Origin of the sequence: Paraburkholderia azotifigens (genome assembly GCF_007995085.1) — a bacterium.
Taxonomy (GTDB): Bacteria; Pseudomonadota; Gammaproteobacteria; order Burkholderiales; family Burkholderiaceae; genus Paraburkholderia; species Paraburkholderia azotifigens.
This window is the reverse complement of record NZ_VOQS01000005.1, coordinates 1,164,617-1,182,123: the sequence shown is the minus strand read 5'-3', so window position 1 is coordinate 1,182,123 and position 17,507 is coordinate 1,164,617. Positions and strand designations below refer to the sequence as shown.

Sequence of the window (17,507 nt, the reverse complement as noted above, 5' to 3'; positions counted from 1 at the left end):
GCGGCATGGTGCTGAAAGGGGATCGATCTGGACAACGAAACGTCAATCCGTGCGATTACCGCATGCATGCGCACGGTGTTTCATTTCGATGCCGATGTTGTGCTCTCGCGAGGTGGATCAGAGACCGTATTCCGGCTTTCGTGAAGCGGATGGCCTGCTTGATGCGCCGTCAGATTCAATGATCAGAGGCGCCGTTGTAATTCGGCGAATATATCGGGATGTCAGCAGACAGTAAACATTCGCAAGGGAAGTTGTAGCCTTTTGTCCACACACCTGTCACGAGGCGTCGTGTGCTTTCGATGAAAATCGTCTTCTTGACGGATTGTATGACAGGAATATAATCCGTCCATGAGACGACGCCTCGCGGGCTCGAATGCCCGAATGCGAGAAGAGCGCCGGACAAGAACGCCAACATGACGGAGACAGCATCATGCAGATGGATGTCGGCATCGGAGTGCGTCTGGACAGGCTGCCCCTGTCGGGCTTCCATTGGCGTCTGCTGGGCCTGATCGCGGCGGGGATGTACTTCGACTCATTTGACATTTACATCGCCGGCGCGGTTCTCGCGGCGATGATCCACAGCGGCGAGTCCACGCTCAGCCTCAATGCGGCGTTCGTGTCCGTGACGTTCATCGGCATGATGACGGGCGCGTGGCTCTCCGGTCTGCTTGGCGACCGCTTCGGCCGGCGCTTCTGCTACCAGTTCAATCTCGGCATTTACGGCTTCGCGTCGATTGCGGCGGCGCTCGCGCCTTCCATCTACTGGCTGATCTTCTTTCGTCTCGTGATGGGTGTCGGCATGGGCGCGGAGATCGTCGTCGGCTACGGGACGCTGAGCGAGTTCATTCCCGCCGAATGGCGCGGCCGCTTCGGCACGATCCTTAATCTGATCATCAATACGTCGCTGTTCCTGTCGACGTTCCTCGGCTGGCTGATCGTGCCGCAATACGGCTGGCGCTGGATGTTCGCGATCGCGGGCTGCGGCGCGCTCGTCGTGTGGTTCCTGCGCAAGTCGATGCCGGAATCGCCGCGCTGGCTCGCGTCGCGCGGACGCGGCGACGAAGCTCGGCAGATCGTCGAGCGCATCGAGACGGCCTGCGGTGGTTTTGCTGGCAGCGCGACAAGTCGTGCCACGCTCGCACACGAAACCTCGACACGCGAGTTCTATTCGAACGATCAGGGCCGTCTCGGCGATCTGTTCTCGCGCCGTCTGCTGACGCGCACGATCACGGCGATCACAGTGCTGGTCGCGCTCTTCACGGTGAATTACGCATTCGTCAGCTGGATACCGACATTCCTCGTCAAGCAGGGCCACAGCGTGTCGAACTCGCTCGGGCTGACGGCGCTGATGTTCGCGGGCGGGCCCGTTGGCTCGCTGATTGCTTTTGCACTCGCCGAGCATCTTGGGCGGAAGTGGGGCATCGTGGTGTTTTCGCTGGTGTGCGTTGCGTTCGGCGTCGCGTATCCGTTCGCGCAGTCCGCGGTGGCGATCACGGCGCTCGGCTTCGCGATCACGTGCTGCATCTACGTGCTGTCGTCGTTCAGCGTCGCGACCTATGTGCCCGAACTGTTCCCGACGGAATTGCGCCTGCGCGGCTCGGGCCTCGCGAATACGGCGGGGCGCGCGGTCAGCATCGCCGTGCCGTACGCGGTGGCTGGCGCGTACACGCGCTTCGGCATCGCGGGCGTGCTGACGCTGATCGTCGGCACGCTGCTGGTTCAGGCGCTGATCGTCAGCGTGCTAGGCGCGGAAACGAAGCAGCGCTCGCTCGAATCGATCGCCGCCGATGCGGGCGTTGCGAGCGAGGAAGCGGTCGAAGGCGGTGCAACGGCAGCGATGAAATAAGCGGCCGTGCACGAAGTATCGGCATGAAGGCGTTACACGAATTACCTACACAAGGACACTTGAGACATGTCATCGCCAGCAGAGCAGTACAAGGTCTACGCAGTCAAGTATGCGCATTTTGAGCGCCGTTCGCGCGACAACTTCATTGGCGGCGATTCGCATGACGTGCCGATGCCGCTCGACTATTTCGTGTGGGCCGTGGTGGGCGAATCGCGCACCTTCATCGTCGATACGGGCTTCGATCAGCCGATGGCCGACAAGCGCGGCCGCACGATCACCAACACGGTCGAGCGCGGGCTGAAGCAGATCGGCATTCGCGCCGATGACGTCGAAGACGTGATCATCACGCACATGCATTACGACCACGCGGGTAATCATTCGCTGTTCCCGCGCGCGCGCTATCACCTGCAGGACCGCGAGATGGCGTATTGCACGGGCCGCTGCATGTGTCATCACGCGTTGAATCATCCGTTCGAGCCGGAAGACGTGAAGTCGATGGTGGGCCGTCTGTTCGAAGGGCGCGTGCAGTTTCATGACGGCGCTTCGGAGATCGTGCCCGGACTGAGCGTGCATTGGGTCGGCGGACATACGAACGGTTTGCAGGTCGTTCGCGTGCATACGCAGCGCGGCTGGGTCGTGCTCGCGTCGGACGCCTCGCATTTCTACGCGAACATGCAGGAGCATCGGCCGTTTCCCGTCGTCTATAACGTGGGCGACATGCTCGAAGGTTATGAAGCTGCGCATCGGCTCGCAAGCTCGCGGGAGCATGTGATTCCCGGCCACGATCCCGCTGTGCTGACGCGCTATCCGTCGCACGACCGCGAGACGGAAGGCTGGATCGTGCGGCTCGACGCCGAAGCGCGTTAAGCGAGGCACTCACATGATGCTGAAAGGCAAAGGCGCGCTGGTGACGGGATCGTCGAACGGGTTAGGTCTCGCAATGGCCCGCGCACTGGCGCGCGCCGGTTGCGACATCGTGCTGCACGGGCTCGAGGCGCCTTCGAACATGGCACATACGGCGGAGGAACTCGCCGCTTCGTTCGATGTAAACGTCGCGTACGTGCAAGCGGATCTCGCAACAGCGGCAGGTGTCGATGCGTTGATCGACAGTGCGCAGACCAGGCTGAACACGCTCGACGTGCTCATCAATAACGCCGTGGTGCGGCATTTCGCGGGCATCGAATCGTTTCCGCTCGAACACTGGAACAACGCGCTCGCCGTCAATCTGACAGCCGCGTTTCGTGCGATTCAACTGACGTTGCCCGGCATGCGCGAGCGCGGCTGGGGACGCATCTTCAACATGACGTCGGTGTATGGCGCGCGTGGGGTCGCGAATCGCGTCGACTATGTGACGACGAAGACGGCGCTGCTCGGCCTCACGCGCGCGGTTGCCATGGAGACGCTGAATGAGGGCATCACGTGCAATGCGATCTGTCCGGGCTCGGTGCTGACGCCGAACATCGATGGCCGCATTCATGCGTTGATGGACGAGCGCGGCCTCGAACGCAACGATGCGGTGCGCGAATTTCTCAAGGGCAAGCAGCCGACGGGTGAACTGGTCGATGCCGCGCATGTCGGCGATATGGTCGTGTTCCTGTGCGGAGCATCGGCGAGCCAGATCACGGGCTCAATGATGCCGATCGAAGGAGGCTGGCTTGCAGGCTGATTCCATCGACGCAAACGCATTGCGCAGCGGCGCGCTGACACGCACGCTCTCGCGCTTCGTCGCCAGTACGCAATGGCGCGACTTGCCTGCTGCCGTGCGCAATGAAGCAAAGCGCTCGCTCGTCAATTACTTCGCGGTCGCGTTGGCAGCCGCGCACGATCCGACGCTCGACAAGGCCGTGACCGTCTACGGCCGCTTTCGCGCCGACGATAGCGCGACCCTGATCGGCCGCAGCGAACGCACCGACATGCTGAACGCGGCCGCGCTCAACGCGATGAGCGCGAACGTCTACGATTTCGACGACACACATATCCCGACCATCATCCATCCGACGGCGCCCGTCGCCGCCGCGCTCTTCGCGCTCGCCGAGTCGCACGCGATCAGCGGCGAAGGGCTGTTGCTCGCGTTCGTGCTCGGCGTCGAGGTGGAATGCCGCATCGGCAATGCCGTTTCGCCGGAACACTATCAGCGCGGCTGGCACATCACGTCGACATGCGGCGTGTTCGGTGCAGCGGCGGCCGTCGCCAAAGCGCGTGGACTCGATGAACAGGCGATCGTCTGGGCGCTCGGCAATGCATCGGTGCAAACGGGCGGACTCGTCGAGACGCTCGGCACGATGTCGAAGAGCATCAGCGTCGGCAACGCGGCGCGCAATGGACTGCTCGCCGCGCTGCTGGCCGAAGACGGTTTCTCAGGCCCCGATGCGCCGCTCGAAGGCGAGCGCGGCTTCCTGCGCGTGGCCGCTACGAAGCCTGCCTGGCATGCGTTGACGCGAGAGCTCGGGCACGAGTGGGAACTGCTCAAGAACACATACAAGCCCTATCCGTGCGGCGTCGTGCTGAACCCGGTGATCGACGCGTGCCTCGATCTGCGCCGCGACGCACGCTGGTCGTTCGACGATATCGAACAGATCGAACTGACGGGGCATCCGCTGCTGCGCGAGCGAACCGATCGGCCGGGCGTGCGGACGGGCCGCGAATCGCAGGTGAGTGCGCAACATGCGGTGGCCGTCGTGCTGTCGCGCGGCAAGGCAGGGCTCGAAGAGTTCAGCGATGCCGCTGTCGCCGATCCGTCGCTGCGTGCGCTCGCGGGCCGCTTGCGTTTCATCGACGACGCATCGTGGCCCGTCGAATCGGCGCAGGTGGCGATCGTGCTGCGTTCGGGCGAACGGATCGAGCATCGCGTGCATGCGGCGCGCGGCAGTCTCGCCGCGCCGCTTGCCAACGTCGAGCTGGCGGACAAGCTGCATCAGCTGGCTGCATACGGACGCTCCCGCGTCGATGCGCAAGCGTTGAGCGACAGATTATGGAAGTTCGAAACGGAGCACGATGCGGCGGCTGTGATGCGTGTCGCGCGTGCGCGCGGTTTGGACTAGAACGGGCTTTTCATCTACGAGGATTGTCATGTCGAGTAGTCAGGCATCAAGTCAGTCATCAAATCAGCAGCGCGGTCCGCTGCTCGGTTTCGTCGGCGTCGGCACGATGGGCCGGCCGATGGCGCGGCGGCTGATCGAAGCGGGACACACGGTGGTCGTGTTCGATCGCGATGAAGCGGCCGTCGCGGAACTGAAGGCGGCCGGCGCGCAGGCGGCGGCATCAGTAAAGGAAGTGGCCGACACGGCGCGCATCGTCTTCACGAGTTTGCCGACGCCCGCGATCTTCAAACAGGTCGCGCTCGGCGACGGCGGTTTGATCGACGGCAGTGCGATCAAGGTGCTGGTCGATCTGTCGACGGTCGGCTCGCGCATCGAAAAGGAGGTTGCGGAAGGCCTGCTCGCGAGAGGTATCGAAACTGTCGACGCGCCCGTGAGCGGCGGCGCGGCGGGTGCGACGAAGGGCACGCTCGCGATCATGGCGGCGGGCAATCCCGTCGCGCTCGAAGAAGTGCGCGGCCTGTTCGACGTGTTCGGCAAGGTGTTCGTGGTCGGCGACAAGGCGGGGCAAGGGCAATTGCTGAAGCTGTTGAACAACATGCTGTCGTCGACGGCCTTCGCGATTACGTCCGAGGCGTTCGTCGCAGGCGTGCGCGGCGGGCTAGACCCGGAAGTGATGATGTCCGTGATCAATGCGGGCAGCGGCAAGAACGGCGCGACGCTCGACAAGTTTCCGAAGCACGTGTTGCCGCGCACGTTCGATTTCGGCTTCCCTGTCGGCAGCGTATGCAAGGACATCGGCCTTGCCGTCGACGAATGCCAGGCGCTCGGTGTGCCGATGTGGGTCGGCAGCGTGGCGCGGCAAATGTGGAATTACGCCGCGATGCAAGACGGCGCCGCGCGCGACATGACGGAACTCGTCAAATACGTCGAACGCTGGTCGTCGGTCGACGGGCTCGCGGACTAAACCCTGCACAACACAACTACGGAGATTCAGATGATCGTTGAAATGCGTATCTATCACTGCGCGCCGACACGTTTGCCGGCCTTGCTCGACCGCTTCACCAGCACTACGCTCGGCTTCTTCGAGAAGTACGGCATCCGCCAGGTCGGCTTCTGGACGACGCTGATCGGCGCGAGCAATCACTCGCTGACGTACATGATCGAATGGGAGAACCTCGCCGAGCGCGAAGAGAAGTGGAACGCGTTCCAGGCCGATGCAGAGTGGATCGCGAAACGCGCGGCATCCGAAGCGGAGCGGCCGATCGTCGAGCGTATCGAGAGTCACATTCTCACGCCGACTTCGTTCTCCAGGCTGCGCTAAAGGGTAAAGAATGAACGCCATGATTCAACCCACGCGCATCGGTTTCATCGGACTCGGCATGATGGGCGCACCGATGGTGCAGTGTCTTGTCAACGCGCGCTTCGAGCTTTACGTCGACGATGCGGATGGCGCGCGCGCCGATGCGCTCGCCGCACAAACGGGCGCACAGCGCCTGAATCGCGATAACGCCGCGTCGCTCGATGCATTGATCACGATGCTGCCGAACTCGGCGATCGTCGAAAGCGTGCTGCTCGGCAGCGGCGCGGACGGCTGGGCGAGTCGGCTCGCGCCGGGCACGGTTGTGATCGACATGAGTTCGTCGGAGCCGGAGCGTTCGCGCAAGCTCGGTGCGGTGCTCGAAGAGCGCGGCCTCGCTTATCTCGATGCGCCCGTTTCAGGCGGCGTAAAGAAAGCGAAGGAAGGCACGCTGGCGATTCTCGTCGGGGGCCGTGCTGACGTGCTCGCGCAATGCATGCCCGCCCTCGAAGCAATGGGCAAGAGCATTCTGCACATCGGCGGCGCGGGCTCGGGCCATGCGGCGAAGGCGCTGAACAACTACGTGTCGGCGGCGGGACTCGCGGCGACTGTCGAGGCGCTGCTCGTCGCGCAACGCTTCGGCATCGAGCCGGATGTGATGACGGATGTGTTGAATGCTTCGTCGGGCCGCAGCAATACGTCGGAAAACAAGGTCAAGCAGTTCATGCTGAGCGGCACGTTCGCATCCGGCTTCGCACTGCAACTGATGAACAAGGATCTGAAGATCGCGCGTGCGCTCGCGCAGGCAGTGGGTTATCCGCTGGCGCTCGGCGAGACCTGTACGGCGATGTGGGATGAAGCGGCACAGCGTTCGACGCCCGCAACGGACCACACCGAAATGTATCGCCTGCTCGATCGCGATGCGCGCTGATCTTTCTCCACAGGAGCCTGCCATGTCGCATGCAGCGCAGTTTTATATCGACGGACGCTGGGTCGAGCCCGCGTCCGCGCGATGGTTCGATCTCGTCGATCCATCGACAGAGCTGCCGTTCGAGCGGCTCGCGCTCGGCAACGCGGACGACGTGGGTCGTGCCGTCGCCGCCGCGCGCCGTGCGTTTCCCGCGTGGTCGGCGACGAGTGTCGCGGAACGCGTCGCGTTGCTGCGCCGCGTGCTGCAAATCTACGAGCGCCGCTATGACGAATTCGCCGAAGCGATGCGACGCGAGATGGGCGCGCCCATCACGTTCGCACGCAACGGTCAGGCGGCGCGCGGACCTGCGCACCTGAACGCGTTGATCGACGTGCTGGAGCGCTTCGAGTTCGAGGAACAGCGCGGCAGCACGCGCGTCGTGCTCGAAGCGATCGGCGTGTGCGGGCTGATTACGCCGTGGAACTGGCCCGTCAACCAGATCGTCGTGAAGATCGCGCCTGCGCTTGCGGCTGGCTGCACGATGGTGCTCAAACCGAGCGAGTATTCGCCGCTGAGCGCACTGCTGTTCGCCGAAGTGCTCGACGAAGCGCAGTTGCCCGCAGGCGTGTTCAACCTCGTGAACGGCGACGGTCCGGGCGTCGGCGAAGCAATCGCGAGCCATCCGGATATCGACATGGTGTCGTTCACGGGCTCGACGCGCGCGGGCGTGCTGGTCGCGCAGGCCGCCGCGTCAAGTGTCAAGCGCGTGGCACAGGAACTGGGCGGCAAGTCGGCAAACATTCTGCTCGACGACGTCGATCTCGAAGAGGCCGTGAAGCGTGGCGTCGCGGCATGCTTCACGAACTCGGGGCAGTCGTGTTCGATTCCGACGCGCATGCTGGTGCCGCGTCATCTGATGAACGACGCCGCGCAGATCGCGAAACGTGCGGCGCAGACCTACCGCGTCGGGCCGACCGACGATCCTTCAACGCAGCTCGGACCGCTCGTCAACCGTAGTCAGTTCGAGCGCGTGCAGGGCTTGATTCAGACGGGTATCGACGAGGGCGCGCGACTGGTGACGGGCGGCACGGGTTTGCCCGCGGGCATCGATAAAGGCTATTACGCGAAGCCGACCATCTTCGCCGACGTCACGCCCGACATGACCATTGCACGCGAGGAAATCTTCGGGCCGGTGCTGTCGATGATCCCATACGACAGCGAAGCGGACGCCATCGCGATTGCCAACGGCACCGACTACGGTCTGGCCGCCTACGTGCAGTCGGCGGACATCGAACGCGCTCGCAAGGTGGGCCGCGCATTGCGTGCGGGCGGCGTGCATCTGAACTATCCGCCCGCCGATTTCCAGGCGCCGTTCGGCGGCTACAAACGTTCGGGCAACGGCCGCGAGTGGGGCGATGCGGGCTTGCGCGAGTATCTGGAGACGAAGGCGATGGTGGGCTACGGCCAGCCGTGACGGCCAAAAAATTTTGCGCGTCTAGATTGTCTGACAATCATCGCGTCAGGCAGCGATAGCGCACAAAGCAACGGAAACGAAACGGGACCAGCAACAGAGAGGACTTCAAGATGGATAGCAATGAACGTTTTGACAAAGGCTTCGAGAACCGCAAGGAAGTGTTGGGCGCGGGGCATGTCGAGAAATCGTGGGCGAACGCCGACGACTTCAACCGGCCGATGCAGAAGTACGTGACGGAATGCTGCTGGGGCGACATCTGGGGCGACAGGACGCTGTCGTTCAAGACGCGCAGCATGCTGAACCTCGGCATGCTGACCGCGATGAGCCAGCATCACGAACTCGCCGTGCACGTGAAGGGCGCGCTGCGCAACGGCGTGACGAAGGACGAGATCCGCGCGGTGCTGATGCAGGCGGCCATCTATTGCGGCGTGCCGCTCGCGCTCGCGGCGTTCCGCGTCGCGACGGAAGCGATCAAGGCGTACGAAGCGGAGACTTCGGCGGCCTGATGCCGCGCTGACACCACATAAGGCAGTGCGACCGCGAGGCGGACTGCCCGACAACGAATGGAGACAACGATGAAAACCCTCACTGCGACCGACGTCGTGCAGTCCGAAGGCGAGCAGTCGATCGAAACGAAAAGGCGCAATGCGATCAAAGGCGCGTTCTTTTCCGAATACATCGACATGTTCGATATCTATCTGCCCGTCGTCGTGCTGTCGCCGGTGCTCGCGTTCTTCCAACCGCCGCATCTGTCGAGCGGCATGGAGACGATTCTGGCTTCGCTGGTGTTCATCACGACGCTGCTCGGGCGGCCCATCGGCGCGCTGCTGTTCGGCATGATCGCGGACCGCATCGGGCGTCGCAAGGCGTCGATCTGGTCGGTGTCGGGCTTCGGCGTCGTGACGCTGCTGATCGCGCTGCTGCCGGGCTACGAGAGCATCGGCATCGTGTCGTACTGGGCGCTCGTGCTGCTGCGGTTCGTCGACGGCATCTTCCTCGGCGGCGGCTACACGGGTGCGATGCCGCTCGCCATCGAGTATTCGAAGAAGGAGCAGCGAGGGTTCGTCGGCGGCTTCATCATCGCGGGCTTTCCGGCCGCGTACGTGTCGATCAATCTCGTTGCGATGCTGATGTTCGCGCTGTTCCCGCTGAACGGCATGAACTCGCCCTACGCGCAGTGGGGCTGGCGTATTCCATTCGTGCTCGGCGCCGTGCTCGCGGGCATTCTGGCGATGTACTACGTGCACAAGGTTGCGGAATCGGAGATCTGGAAAAGCGAAGCGGCCGACAAGGGCAGCCAGCCCGAAAAGCTGCCGTTGACGGACCTGCTGCGCGGCAAGAGCGGGCGCAACCTGTTGCAGGTGCTGGCGATGATGACGGGCTTCTGGCTTACGCAAAACATCATCACGATCTTCCTGCCGACGGGTCTGCTCGTGAAGACGCTGCATCTGACGGGTTTCCAGATGACGTCGACGCTGATGGTCACGTACTTCGTGCTGTTCTTCAGTTACATCGGCTCGGGGATGCTCGCGCAGGTGATCGGGCGGCGGCGCTTCTTCGTGATCGTCGGTCCGCTGATCGCGACCGTCGGCGCGGGGCTGCTGTATGTGATCGCAAACGTCGACGGCCTGTCGCTGCCGGCGATCATCGCGCTCGTCTGCGTGCTTGCCGTGCTGGTGACGTCGCCGTGGGGCGTGATCGTCACGTACATCAACGAACGCTTCGTCACGGACGTGCGCGCCACCGGCTTCGGCGTCGGCTTCAGTCTCTCGGTGATCATCCCGTCGTTCTACGCGTTCTATATGGACTGGCTGAGCGCGTTCATGCCGTTGCGGATGACGTCGGTGGTGCTGCTGTGCGTCGGCGGACTGATCGGCGCGATCGGCGCGCTGATGGGACCGGAAACGAAGGACGTCGATTTCTGACGACTCATTTGACTGATGGGATGACTGCAAGGACACAACGGACATGAACAGGGAAAGGATCGGATTCATCGGTCTCGGCAACATGGGCGCACGCATGACGCGCCGCCTCGTCGACGCGGGCATCGCCGTGCTCGGCTACGACACCGTGCCGGACCGTGTGAAGGCAGCGGGCGCTCAGACGGCGTCGTCGATAGCGGAAGTGATGAAGTTCGCCGACGTCGTGATGATGTCGCTGCCCGACAGCAAGGTCGTCGAGGCCGTGGTCGAAGGCGGGGGCGGCGTGCTGGCGCAGTGCCGTGCCGGACAGATCGTCGTCGACCTGAGCACGGCGGCCGCGAGTTCGACGATACGGCTCGCGCGGCGCTTCACGCAAAGCGGCGTCCAGTATGTCGATGCGGGCATTTCGGGGGGTGCGGCGGCGGCGGAGAAGGGCACGTTGACGTTGATGGTCGGCGGCGACGCGAGCGCCGTCGAGGCGCTCAAATGGGCATTCGCGCCCATCGCCTCGAAGGTCGCGCACATGGGCGAGAGCGGCGCGGGACACACCACCAAGCTGCTGAACAACTTCCTCAACGCCGTGAGTCTCGCGGCGAGTGCGGAAGTGATGGTGGCGGGCAAAAAGGCAGGCCTCGATCTGCATCTGCTGCTCGACGTGCTCAATAGCAGCAGCGGCGTGAACTTCGCGACGCTGAACCGCTTTCCGAAGATCGTCGACGGCGACTATCTGGAAGGCGGACTGACGGGCAAGCTGATGACGAAAGACGTCGTGCTGTATGTGGATCGCGCGCGCGAACTCGGCGTCGTGTCGCTGAATGCGTCGGGGCCGCTCGCGAGCTTCGGGCTCGGTACGGCGCTGGGTTATGGCGATGTGATCAGCAATCGTGTCGTCGATGCGATCGGCGATGTATCGGGCGGCGTGCGGCTGTTCGACGGAAAGGTTCGAAAAGAGGAGAAGCAGGCATGAAGGTTTTTCACGGCAGGGCAGAAGGCAAGATGTCGGAGCAGCGCGGCGAGACGTTCACGGGCACGGTGTGGGCCGATCCCGTGATGCCGCCGACGGACGGCGTGACCATCAACACCGTGTTCTTTGCGCCGCGCGGACGCACGTACTGGCATACGCACGAGCAGGGCCAGGTGCTGCAGGTGACGGCGGGCAAGGGCTGGATCTGCAAGGAAGGCGAAGCGCCGCAGGAGATCCGTCAGGGCGACATCGTCTTCATCGGACCGAACGAGCGGCATTGGCATGGTGCGAGCGACGGCAGCTACATGGTGCATATCGCGACGTCGATCGGCAAGGCCACGTGGCAGGAAGAAGTGGCCGAAGCGGATTATCCGCAGGGGCTGGTTGCGGGCTGAGGCTGGTTTGCGCGTGTTTATGTGATCGTCGACGGGAGATCAAATGAAGCAGGAAGCAGCGCGTGCACAACGCGATCCGCAGCACATCAAGGAAGATTTCATGCGCGTGCATGGCATCTGGAACGCTGCATGGGACAGCATGCTGCGTCTCGATGCGGGTTTCGTCGATGCGTATGTGCAGTTCTCCGCGGTGCCGCAGCGCAGGAATCACCTCGACGACAAGACGCGCGCGTTCATCGCGCTGGCCGCCGATGCCTGCGCGACGCAGTTGTATGGTCCCGGCGTCGCGCATCATCTGGAACGCGCACTCGGGTTCGGCGCGACGCGTGAAGAACTGATGGAAGTGCTCGAGCTGATCAGCACGATCGGCATTCATACCAGCAATGTCGGCGTGCCCGTGCTGCTCGAAGTGCTCGAAGAAGAGGGCTTGCGCGCCGGCCCCGGGCCGCTCGACGAACGGCGTCGCGCGCTCAAGGAAGCGTTCGAAAAGAATCGCGGCTACTGGCATCCGACGTGGGAAGGGCTGCTCGAACTCGATCCCGATCTGTTCGAAGCGTATGTCGAGTTTTCGTCGGTGCCGTGGCGCACGGGCGTGCTGAGTCCGAAGGTGAAGGAGTTCATGTACTGCGCGTTCGACGCATCGTCGACGCATCTGTACGTGCCTGGCCTGAAACTGCATATGCGCAACGCACTGCGCTACGGCGCGACGGCGGACGAACTGATGGAACTGCTGGAGATCGTCAGCACGACGGGCATTCATGGCGCCGAACTCGGCGCGCCGCTGCTGGAAGCGGCGTTGAAGAAGCAACAGGCGAGCGTCGATGCGTAACGCCACGATGCCTGATGACGACGCGGACGCTGCACGGCGCGCGCGGCCCACGGAGCAGCCCGCTATGCGCAGCCGCGATCACCATTCGATGTACCGCGCATTGCAGGCGCTGCCGCTCGCGCGGCTCGCTGCGAACGGCAACGAGCACGCGCATGTGCGGCCCGTTGCCATTCTCGGCTACAACTGAGGGCGACGGACGGCCAACCAAAGACAACCAAAGACGACTAAAGATAACCACAGGCAGCCACAGTCAACAATCGCGTGCGATTTATGCCTGCGGGAGGACGGAAAACGGCTGGCGGTGAAGTATCATAGCGACTGGAACTTTGTCGGACGGGAAGACAATAATGTCGACTGATATCGGGTTGGTCCGGCCTGAGACGCTGCGTCATCAGGTCGAAAACGTGTTGCGGCAGGCCATCATGAGCGGGCGCTTCGCGCCGGGCTCGCGGCTGATCGAGCGCGAGCTGTGCGAGACGCTCGGCGTGAGCCGTACGTCCGTGCGCGAGGCGCTGCGCAAGCTCGAAGCGGAGAAGCTCGTGCGCAGCGTGCCGCACAAAGGCCCCGTCGTCGCGGTGATGTCGCAGCAGGAAGCGAGCGAACTGTACGCGCTGCGCGGGCTGCTCGAAGGCTTCGCCGCGCATGAGTTCGCAAGGCTCGCCAGCGATGCCGCCATCGCCCGTTTCGGCGAGGCCGCGAAGGAATTGCGTGCGCAGGCAACGGCTCAGGATCAGGCGGGCGTCCTCAAGGCGAAGACGGCGCTCTACGACGTGCTGCTCGACAACTGCGGCAACGCGCTGGTTAAGGAAATCCTGAATAGCCTGTATTCGCGCGTGAATCTGCTGCGCGCCACGTCGCTGATGCATCCCGACCGGCTGCCGAGCAGCCTGCGCGAAATCGACAAGCTCTACAAGGCGCTCAAGGCACGCGATGCCGACGAGGCGCAGGAACTGGCGCGTCTGCACGTCGCCAATGCGGAGAAGGCGGCGATGCGCATGCTCGGCGAGGGCGAGAGCGAGGGCACGCAGCAGGCCTGAGCGCTGCGGGTCCGTTGCGTTCGCATTCGATGCGGCGCACCATGCGTCCTGCTCCCGGCGTCGTGTTCCGTACGGGCGCCGCGCCGCCCACGAAGCGGCCCCCTCTCTGTCAATCCTCATACTTGAGTCGGGCTTCATTTGCGCGGTCACGCCGTGCGGATGCGATTCAGCGCGCCTGGCAAATCGGCATCGCTTCGTCTACGCTTGATAATTGAGCCGGCCTTTAGGGCGAGAGCGAAGCGGCTCTCCCCGATTTGCGCAGCCGACCCGTCCCTACGAAGCCATCAACGGTTCTTAAAACTCAAGCTTTTATTGTTTGAGAGGGGTTGCGCGATTGTGCCCATCCACGCCATGTGCCGGCGTGGAGACATGCCGCACGCCAGTGCTTGCAATCTCAAGCAATGAATGGCGGAGGAGACGCTCATGAATCCATCCCCGCGGTACCTCGCCGTCTTCGTTCCCCTGCTGGTCGCAACGCTCGCCTCGTCTATCGCGCGCGGCGCCGACGAAGTGCAGAACGTATCCACTACCACCTCCGCGCCCATGCCGTCGGGGTTCAAACCCGTCAGTCAGGCGCAGCTCGATAGCGCCGCCGGCAATTCGTCCGACTGGCTGCATTCGAACGGCTCGTATGCGCAGACGCGCTTCTATCCCGGCACGCAGATCAACCGGACGAACGTGTCGAAGCTCAGGCCGGTTTTCATCTTCCAGACGGCTGTCAACGAATCGATGGAGACGGCGCCGATCGTCACGAACGGCATCATGTACATCACGACGTCCTTCAATCACGTGTATGCCGTCGATGCCGTGACGGGCAAGGAATTCTGGCACTACAAGCACAAGATGGGCCCCGTCACGACGTTCTGTTGCGGGCCCAACAATCGCGGCGTGGCGATTTCGGGCGACCGTCTGTTCATGGGCACGCTCGACGCGAAGCTGGTCGCACTCGACGCGAAAACGGGCAATGTGCTGTGGGAAACGAAGATCGCCGATCCCGACGCAGGCTATTCGGAAACGATGGCGCCCGCCGTCGTTGACGGCAAGGTGCTGATCGGCACGAACGGCGGCGAGTACGGCATTCGCGGCTTTTTGAAGGCGTTCGACGCGAACTCGGGTCAATTGCTGTGGACCTTCTACACGATTCCCGACACGGGCCAGGAAGGCGTGTGGGCGACCAAAGATGCGACGGGCCGCGACGAGAAGCGCGACATCGCCGCCGAGAAGAAGCAGCTGGCGGACAAGGGCGGCGACTTCTACAAGACGCTCGGCGGCGGGGTGTGGATGACGCCGGCTATCGACCGGAAGACGCATACGGTGTTTTTCGTGGTCGGCAATCCGTCGCCGGACCTGTACGGTGCGATCCGGCCGGGCGACAACCTCTATACCGATTCGCTCGTCGCGATCGATCTGGATACGGGCAAGTACAAATGGCACTACCAGTACGTGCCGCATGACGTGTGGGATCTCGACGCCGTCAGCCCGCCCATTCTGATCGACGTGCGCGACACGAACGGCAAGATGATTCCCGGCGTCATTCATGGCGGCAAAACGGGACACATTTATGTGCACGATCGCGAGACGGGCCGCCTGATCCGCTTCTCGCAGGCAATGATTCCGCAGGAAAACGTGTGGACGCTGCCGACGCCGGAAGGCGCGCGGATGCTGCCGGGCGCGAACGGCGGCGTCGAATGGTCGCCGATGGCGTTCGATCCGCAGACGCGCCTCGCGTACGCGGCCAACCTGCATCAGCCGATGACGTATCAGGTCACCGATGCGCCGTATCCTGGCGGCAACAAGCTGTGGCTGGGCGGCGCGTTCAAGGTGATTCCGTCCGAAGAGCAGTGGGGCAAGCTGTCGGCCGTCAACGTCGATACGGGCAAGGTTGCGTGGGACTTCAAGACGGCGCAGCCGTTGATCGGCGGCGTGCTCGTGACGGGCGGCGGACTCGTGTTCAACGGCGAGGGCAATGGCCTGTTCCGTGCGTTCGATGCGTCGACGGGCAAGAAGCTGTGGGAGTTCCAGTGCGGCGCGGGCGTGAATGCGCCGGCCGTGTCGTATAGCGTGCACGGCAAGCAGTATGTGGCCGTCGCGGCGGGCGGCAATACGCAGTTGGACTTCAAGCGCGGCAACACGGTGCTGGTCTTCGCGCTGCCGTGATAACGCGTGCCCCGACGTTATCGCTCACCGCGCAGCGCGCGTCGCGAAGCATCGCACGTGCATGCGCGGTTTTCTTGTCTGCGGGCTTGATGTGGCCGTGCGCCGATGCGCGCGCCGACGCGGAGGCGGGTAAGGCGAAGGCGCAGGCTTGCGTCGCGTGTCACGGTCCGATGGGCAATTCGGCGGATCCGCAATACCCTGTGCTCGCCGGGCAGACCGCGCGTTACATGTATCTGCAATTGAAGGACTTCAAGGAAGGCCGCCGCAAGGACCCGCGCATGTCGCCAATGGCGGCGAACCTGTCGAAAGACGACATGCAGGATATCGCCGACTACTTCGCCGCGCAGAAAAACACGCCGGTTGACTACAAGGCGGACAGCGTGGCTGTCGAAGCGGGGCGCAAGAAGTCGCAGGCCGAGTTGTGCACGATGTGCCACCTCGGCAACTTCTCCGGGCAGAACGAGATACCGCATGTGGCGGGGCAACACTATCAGTACATCGTCAAGCAGTTGCAGGACTTCCGTTCCCGCACCCGCACCAACGATGCCGGCAACATGGGCAGCGTCGCGCGTAATCTCACCGACGACGACATCCGCAATCTCGCCGCGTACGTCGCGAATCTGCAGTAGTGCATGGGAGTCGAGATGAAAGATTCCGTACGGTTTGCCGCGACGGCATTGCTGACGGCCTGTGCGCTTGGCGGCGCAATCGGCATTGCACTTCCCGCATCGGCGCAGGACGCGGGCGAGATCAACCGCACGCTGCTCGCGGCTGCGAAAGACGGCGATCGCGCGAGCGCAATCGCCGCACTCGATCGTGGCGCCGCCGTGGATGCCGCTACGAGAATCGGCGATACGCCGTTGCTCACGGCGTGCAAGAAGGGCGACACGGAGATGGCGCGCACGCTGATCGAGCATGGCGCAAACGTGAAGCATGCGAACGCTTCAGGCGTGACGCCCGTGATGGCCGCCGCGTATGGCGGCTACGACGCGCTCGTCGCGCTGTTGCTCGCGCGCGGCGCCGATCCGCTTGCGACCGACCGTGTCGGCAAGACCGCGATGGAATACGCCGCAGGGCAAGGGCAAACGCAAGTGGTGAAGCAGCTGCTCGATGCGGGTATCGACGTGAACCGGCGCTACAAGAACGATCTGACTGCGTTGATGTGGGCGGCGGGATACGATCGCGCCGACACGGCGAAACTGCTGCTCGCACGCGGCGCCGACGAGTCGCTCAAGGACAATCGCGGAATGACGGCAAAGGACATCGCTGCACAGACCCAGTCGAATCAGGTGGCGAGCCTGTTGTCCGCGCATCAGCCTCAGTGACCTGGGTTGCGCGTCCGTCTTTGCCGGTCGCTTTCGCGGCCGGTAATTCAAATGGAAAACGTGATTGACTTTAATTCTGGTCTATATTCGAATGTTAGATTAAAGACCTTTGTACGCGAATTTAATTGTTTTAATTCTGCATTACCATTGGCGCGATAAATAACTAAAAACGCGTTATCGGAAACATGATTCGATTTTCACCTATGCGGATCGCATTGCGTGCAAAATCGCGCCTTGACAAAGCACCGTCACACCTCCTATTTTTCCTCTGCCACTCTTCATTACCAAATCTTTCCTTGGCGGGAAATCG

The 17,507-nt window shown here is 63.1% G+C and carries 18 protein-coding genes; all 18 read left to right on the top strand.

Annotated elements, in window-relative coordinates:
* Positions 1-430: 430 nt before the first annotated feature.
* On the top strand, positions 431-1,846 hold the full coding sequence (locus FRZ40_RS37340; RefSeq protein ID WP_147237538.1) for an MFS transporter: 1,416 nt from the start codon (positions 431-433) through the stop codon (positions 1,844-1,846).
* 66 nt (positions 1,847-1,912) lie between these two features.
* A complete protein-coding gene (locus FRZ40_RS37335; RefSeq protein WP_028364253.1) occupies positions 1,913-2,713 on the top strand; it encodes an N-acyl homoserine lactonase family protein in 801 nt (266 codons plus the stop codon).
* Positions 2,714-2,726: 13 nt separating this feature from the next.
* Positions 2,727-3,512, top strand: a complete 786-nt coding sequence (locus tag FRZ40_RS37330; RefSeq protein WP_147237537.1) for an SDR family oxidoreductase — start codon at positions 2,727-2,729, stop codon at positions 3,510-3,512.
* On the top strand, positions 3,502-4,887 hold the full coding sequence (locus FRZ40_RS37325; protein WP_147237536.1) for an MmgE/PrpD family protein: 1,386 nt from the start codon (positions 3,502-3,504) through the stop codon (positions 4,885-4,887). The genes FRZ40_RS37330 and FRZ40_RS37325 overlap by 11 nt, the downstream gene beginning before the upstream one ends.
* Before the next feature lie 28 nt (positions 4,888-4,915).
* Entirely contained in the window at positions 4,916-5,851 is a 936-nt protein-coding gene (locus FRZ40_RS37320) for an NAD(P)-dependent oxidoreductase (protein ID WP_147237535.1), read from the top strand.
* Positions 5,852-5,881: 30 nt separating this feature from the next.
* Positions 5,882-6,208, top strand: coding sequence for an NIPSNAP family protein (locus FRZ40_RS37315; protein WP_147237534.1), 327 nt, complete (start codon positions 5,882-5,884; stop codon positions 6,206-6,208).
* A gap of 19 nt (positions 6,209-6,227) precedes the next feature.
* The gene (locus tag FRZ40_RS37310; RefSeq protein ID WP_147237533.1) at positions 6,228-7,115 is read left to right on the top strand and encodes an NAD(P)-dependent oxidoreductase; all 888 of its coding nucleotides are present in this window, start codon (positions 6,228-6,230) and stop codon (positions 7,113-7,115) included.
* A 22-nt stretch (positions 7,116-7,137) separates the two neighbouring features.
* A complete protein-coding gene (locus FRZ40_RS37305) occupies positions 7,138-8,568 on the top strand; it encodes an aldehyde dehydrogenase family protein (RefSeq protein WP_147237532.1) in 1,431 nt (476 codons plus the stop codon).
* Between the two features lie 110 nt (positions 8,569-8,678).
* On the top strand, positions 8,679-9,074 hold the full coding sequence (locus tag FRZ40_RS37300) for a carboxymuconolactone decarboxylase family protein (protein ID WP_028364246.1): 396 nt from the start codon (positions 8,679-8,681) through the stop codon (positions 9,072-9,074).
* Positions 9,075-9,143: 69 nt separating this feature from the next.
* The gene (locus FRZ40_RS37295; RefSeq protein WP_028364245.1) at positions 9,144-10,493 is read left to right on the top strand and encodes an MFS transporter; all 1,350 of its coding nucleotides are present in this window, start codon (positions 9,144-9,146) and stop codon (positions 10,491-10,493) included.
* A 43-nt stretch (positions 10,494-10,536) separates the two neighbouring features.
* A complete protein-coding gene (locus FRZ40_RS37290; protein ID WP_147237531.1) occupies positions 10,537-11,457 on the top strand; it encodes an NAD(P)-dependent oxidoreductase in 921 nt (306 codons plus the stop codon).
* The gene (locus FRZ40_RS37285) at positions 11,454-11,849 is read left to right on the top strand and encodes a cupin domain-containing protein (RefSeq protein ID WP_028364243.1); all 396 of its coding nucleotides are present in this window, start codon (positions 11,454-11,456) and stop codon (positions 11,847-11,849) included. Before FRZ40_RS37290 ends, FRZ40_RS37285 begins: the two co-directional genes overlap by 4 nt.
* Positions 11,850-11,892: 43 nt before the next feature.
* A complete protein-coding gene (locus tag FRZ40_RS37280; RefSeq protein ID WP_147237530.1) occupies positions 11,893-12,678 on the top strand; it encodes a carboxymuconolactone decarboxylase family protein in 786 nt (261 codons plus the stop codon).
* A complete protein-coding gene (locus tag FRZ40_RS37275; RefSeq protein WP_028364241.1) occupies positions 12,671-12,865 on the top strand; it encodes a hypothetical protein in 195 nt (64 codons plus the stop codon). Before FRZ40_RS37280 ends, FRZ40_RS37275 begins: the two co-directional genes overlap by 8 nt.
* A gap of 160 nt (positions 12,866-13,025) precedes the next feature.
* A complete protein-coding gene (locus FRZ40_RS37270) occupies positions 13,026-13,715 on the top strand; it encodes a GntR family transcriptional regulator (RefSeq protein ID WP_147237529.1) in 690 nt (229 codons plus the stop codon).
* Positions 13,716-14,138: 423 nt separating this feature from the next.
* Positions 14,139-15,872, top strand: coding sequence for a pyrroloquinoline quinone-dependent dehydrogenase (locus FRZ40_RS37265; RefSeq protein WP_028364239.1), 1,734 nt, complete (start codon positions 14,139-14,141; stop codon positions 15,870-15,872).
* Positions 15,873-15,961: 89 nt separating this feature from the next.
* Positions 15,962-16,501, top strand: coding sequence for a c-type cytochrome (locus FRZ40_RS37260; protein WP_147238521.1), 540 nt, complete (start codon positions 15,962-15,964; stop codon positions 16,499-16,501).
* A gap of 15 nt (positions 16,502-16,516) precedes the next feature.
* Positions 16,517-17,197 (top strand): ankyrin repeat domain-containing protein, encoded by a 681-nt coding sequence (locus FRZ40_RS37255; protein ID WP_147237528.1) that lies wholly within the window; start codon positions 16,517-16,519, stop codon positions 17,195-17,197.
* Positions 17,198-17,507: the final 310 nt, after the last annotated feature.